This is a genomic window from Cupriavidus sp. 01L46 (genome assembly GCF_056399905.1).
In genome coordinates, this window is record NZ_JBFTSF010000740.1 from 1 (window position 1) to 402 (window position 402).

Genomic DNA, 402 nt, shown 5'->3' on the forward strand with positions numbered 1-402 from the left:
GGCAACTACCGTCTCACCGCCGACGACGCATCGAGCGATGTGCATCACATCGTGCTGGATTTCGGGCAGCACTTTTTCCCGGTGCTGGAAGGCCAGGCCATCGGCATCGTGCCGCCCGGCACCGACGCCAACGGCAAGCCGCACTACATCCGCATGTACTCGATCGCCAGCCCGCGCGACGGCGAGCGGCCGGGCTACAACAACCTCGCGCTTACCGTGAAGCGCGTCGAGCAGGATCATGAAGGGCAACCGGTGCGCGGCGTGGCATCCAACTTCCTGTGCGACCTCGCGCGCGGCGACGAAGTGCGCGTGGTCGGCCCGTTCGGCACCACCTTTCTGATGCCCAACCACCGCGAAGCCAGCGTGATGATGATCTGCACCGGCACCGGCTCGGCCCCGATG

Annotated in this window: 1 pseudogene; it reads left to right on the forward strand. The window is 66.4% G+C overall.

The annotated features are described in order from the left end of the window. A pseudogene (locus AC1DS3_RS39575) lies at nucleotides 1-402 on the forward strand (benzoyl-CoA oxygenase); the annotation flags it as partial.